The sequence below is a fragment of the Citrobacter sp. T1.2D-1 genome, from assembly GCF_950098555.1.
Lineage (GTDB): Bacteria > Pseudomonadota > Gammaproteobacteria > Enterobacterales > Enterobacteriaceae > Citrobacter_A > Citrobacter_A telavivensis.
On record NZ_CATNHH010000026.1, the window covers coordinates 1 to 3,624 of the forward strand.

The window sequence follows — 3,624 nt, forward strand, 5'->3', positions numbered from 1 at the left end:
AATGGTGGAAAAAATAGCCTAAATAGGCTGATTCGATGTGTTTGCGGGAAAAAAATCGGCCCAGATCCGCGAAATTTTAATCAGCGAGTCAGCTTGGGAAGAAATGACCTGCTTATTCGCACCTTCCTTAGATGATATCAAGTCCAGCCCGGAATCTCAGTGAGATAAAAGGATATGATTGTCTGATACCTGATACTGACCATTTCACGGACAGAAACTGAGTAACAGTTCATATAGACAATTCCTTAACAAAAATGAGGCATATTTACCCCCTTATTTGTCGTTTTGTTCATGACAATAGACGCTATCCTACTGGAACCCTGACGTACACAGAACCAGGATACTATTATTCGACCATTTTTCCCCCGTGAGGAATGGTCTTTTTTTCATTAACTTGCCATTACCCCGATGAATTTGAAGCCCAGAATACCGGTGCATTAAGTCCTAAAAATAACGATTACCTACACATACCTCACATTTGTTACATTGCACAACAATTAAGCAACGTGGCTATCTGAACCATAAGCTGGTATGATATTTGCACACTGATGAATACATAACATCAGACAGTTTATTGAAGCGGTCCGGGGGATGTCGCCGGACCGCTTTTTTTATTTGAAGGTATTATTAACTGAAATACTGATAATGATATATTCAGAGATTTGAAGTTGTCCCTTAAAAGTACTGTAAGAAATTGATCTTTAAATACTTAATCTAAATAGGTTAGGTATGACCGTGCCCAGGGAACAGCCGTGAGGATGGATTATCGTAACTACAAATTGTGTAAACACAAAAAGAGTATGTACTTTCCGGCCTTCAGCCAAAAGATATTCACTCACCACGCTGTCCAGCGCGTTCAAAATCATGTCTGGTAATACGTTAAACACCGCAACAAGCCAGTCTATATAACAGCCTGAAAAAAATGAAAAAATAAATCATAAGAATTCTAAAGTATATCTGCGTATATGCCGATACACCTATAGGCACTGTTGCAAAGTTAGCGATGAGGCAGCCTTTTGTCTTATTCAAAGGCCTTACATTTCAAAAACTCTGCTTACCAGGCGCATTTCGCCCAGGGGATCACCATAATAAAATGCTGAGGCCTGGCCTTTGCGTAGTGCACGCATCACCTCAATACCTTTGATGGTGGCGTAAGCCGTCTTCATGGATTTAAATCCCAGCGTGGCGCCGATTATCCGTTTCAGTTTGCCATGATCGCATTCAATCACGTTGTTCCGGTACTTAATCTGTCGGTGTTCAACGTCAGACGGGCACCGGCCTTCGCGTTTGAGCAGAGCAAGCGCGCGACCATAGGCGGGCGCTTTATCCGTGTTGATGAATCGCGGGATCTGCCACTTCTTCACGTTGTTGAGGATTTTACCCAGAAACCGGTATGCAGCTTTGCTGTTACGACGGGAGGAGAGATAAAAATCGACAGTGCGGCCCCGGCTGTCGACGGCCCGGTACAGATACGCCCAGCGGCCATTGACCTTCACGTAGGTTTCATCCATGTGCCACGGGCAAAGATCGGAAGGGTTACGCCAGTACCAGCGCAGCCGTTTTTCCATTTCAGGCGCATAACGCTGAACCCAGCGGTAAATCGTGGAGTGATCGACATTCACTCCGCGTTCAGCCAGCATCTCCTGCAGCTCACGGTAACTGATGCCGTATTTGCAGTACCAGCGTACGGCCCACAGAATGATGTCACGCTGAAAATTCCGGCCTTTGAATGGGTTCATGTGCAGCTCCATCAGCAAAAGGGGATGATAAGTTTATCACCACCGACTATTTGCAACAGTGCCACCCGGCCTACAGAAACGTAGGCCCGTGCAAGCGCAGCGCCGCCGGGCATTAAGGGCTACAGGGAGGAATTATGCCGGTTCCGGCAGTCTGAAGCTGGCGATGCTCTGGGTCAGGTGTTTCGCCTGCTCTTCCAGCGAGGCGGCCGCGGCCGCGGACTCCTGCACCAGGGCGGCGTTTTGCTGGGTGACGCCGTCCATCTCGGTTACCGCCTGGCCGACCTGGCCGATGCCACGGCTCTGCTCTTCCGACGCCACCGAGATCTGCTCCATCAGCGCGTTCACCTTATTGACCGAATTGATAATGGCATGGATCACCTCCCCCGAGCGATTCACCAGCTGAGAACCGTTTTTCACGCTGGAGACCGACTGGGCGATCAGGTTTTCGATATCCTTCGCCGCCACGGCGCTCTTCTGCGCCAGGGTACGGACTTCCGTTGCCACCACCGCAAATCCCCGTCCCTGGGTGCCGGCGCGGGCGGCTTCAACCGCGGCGTTCAACGCCAGAATATTGGTCTGGAAGGCGATGCTGTTAATCACGCTGGTAATATCTTCGATACGCTGGGAGTTAGCGGCGATGGTGTTCATGGTCTCGATCACCTCGCGGGTCACGGCCTCCCCCGTGCGGGCGTTATTCACCGCATCCTGCACCAGCTTCCCGGCCTGATACACATTGTCGGTATTATTGGCGACGGTAGCGCTCAGCTGCTCCATGCTGGCGGCGGTTTCCGTCAGGGCTGACGCCTGCTGCTCGGTACGCGAGGCCAGATCGATGTTGCCGGAGGCAATTTCCTGCGAAGCGTAATTGACGGTACGGCAGGCTTCACGCACCTGAGAGATAGTCTCCAGCAGGGCCAGACGCATCTGCTCCATCGAGCCCATCAGCAGATCGATTTCGTTGTTCGAGCCCGCTTTTTGCGGCACCGCTTCCGTCAGCTGACCGGCAGCGATCTGGCTGCAGTGCGCCCGCGCCAGGTTAATCGGGGCAAAGACAAACCGCTTCATCAGTACGCTCACGCCGATAATCACCACCACAAACAGCGCAGCAAAGGCGGCAATAATGGTTAAGCCAGAGGCAAAGTGGGATCGCGCATCGTCATTCAGCTGTTTCGCGTATTTCTGGTGCACGGAGAGCACCTGGTCGAGGACGATTTCGTACTGGCGGTCGAGACGGGAGATCTGCGGGATCAGGGCATCAAATTTTGCCGCGTCATGCGCCGAGGCCGCATCAATCAGCGGTGCCAGTCCCTGATTACGGTAGGCAAGCCAGGCGTCGTCGTAATTTTTCACTAACGGAGCTTCATCCGCCAGACGCGGCGCGGCATTAAAGGCGGCAAACGCGCCATCGGCCTTGGTCAGCGCCAGCTTTACCGAGTCCAGCTTCTCCGCAAGACCGGCGGTATCTCCGCTCTCCGCCTGCTTCATGTACTCCATGACCCGCACGCGCAGGGTACGGCTGTGGTTAATGGGATCGATAATGGATAACACCACCTGGATCTCTTTATCCACGTTATCCAGTGAATCATGGATTTTAATGGCCAGCAAGACATTGGTTGCGGCACTGGCAACAAAGAAAAACAGCAAAGCGAGCAGAATGGCAAGGGACGACTTTTTCAACGACATAACTACCTCAGATATAAAACGGTCTAAAGTGTTATCGGCATCCGCCCCTTAATATTGAATTAAAGTTATTTATTTAGGGAAGGTGCGAACAAGTTCCTGATATGAGATCATCATATTCATCCGGAGCGCATCCCAGAGGGACATCATGAGCCATCAACTCACCTTCGCCGATAGTGAATTCAGCACTAAGCGCCGTCAGACC

At 51.2% G+C, this 3,624-nt stretch carries 2 protein-coding genes; both read right to left on the reverse strand.

Annotation, left to right across the window (positions count from 1 at the left end; genetic code table 11):
- Positions 1 to 1,034: 1,034 nt before the first annotated feature.
- Positions 1,035 to 1,739 (reverse strand): IS6-like element IS26 family transposase, encoded by a 705-nt coding sequence (locus QQZ17_RS18075; RefSeq protein ID WP_084999288.1) that lies wholly within the window; start codon positions 1,737 to 1,739, stop codon positions 1,035 to 1,037.
- A gap of 132 nt (positions 1,740 to 1,871) precedes the next feature.
- On the reverse strand, positions 1,872 to 3,422 hold the full coding sequence (locus QQZ17_RS18080) for a methyl-accepting chemotaxis protein (protein ID WP_048998912.1): 1,551 nt from the start codon (positions 3,420 to 3,422) through the stop codon (positions 1,872 to 1,874).
- Between the last annotated feature and the right edge of the window lie 202 nt (positions 3,423 to 3,624).

Coding starts and splice junctions, on each gene's coding strand:
- QQZ17_RS18075 (WP_084999288.1), bottom strand. CDS start 1,739: ATGAACCCATTCAAAGGCCGGAATTTTCAGCGTGACATCATTCTGTGG.
- QQZ17_RS18080 (WP_048998912.1), bottom strand. CDS start 3,422: ATGTCGTTGAAAAAGTCGTCCCTTGCCATTCTGCTCGCTTTGCTGTTT.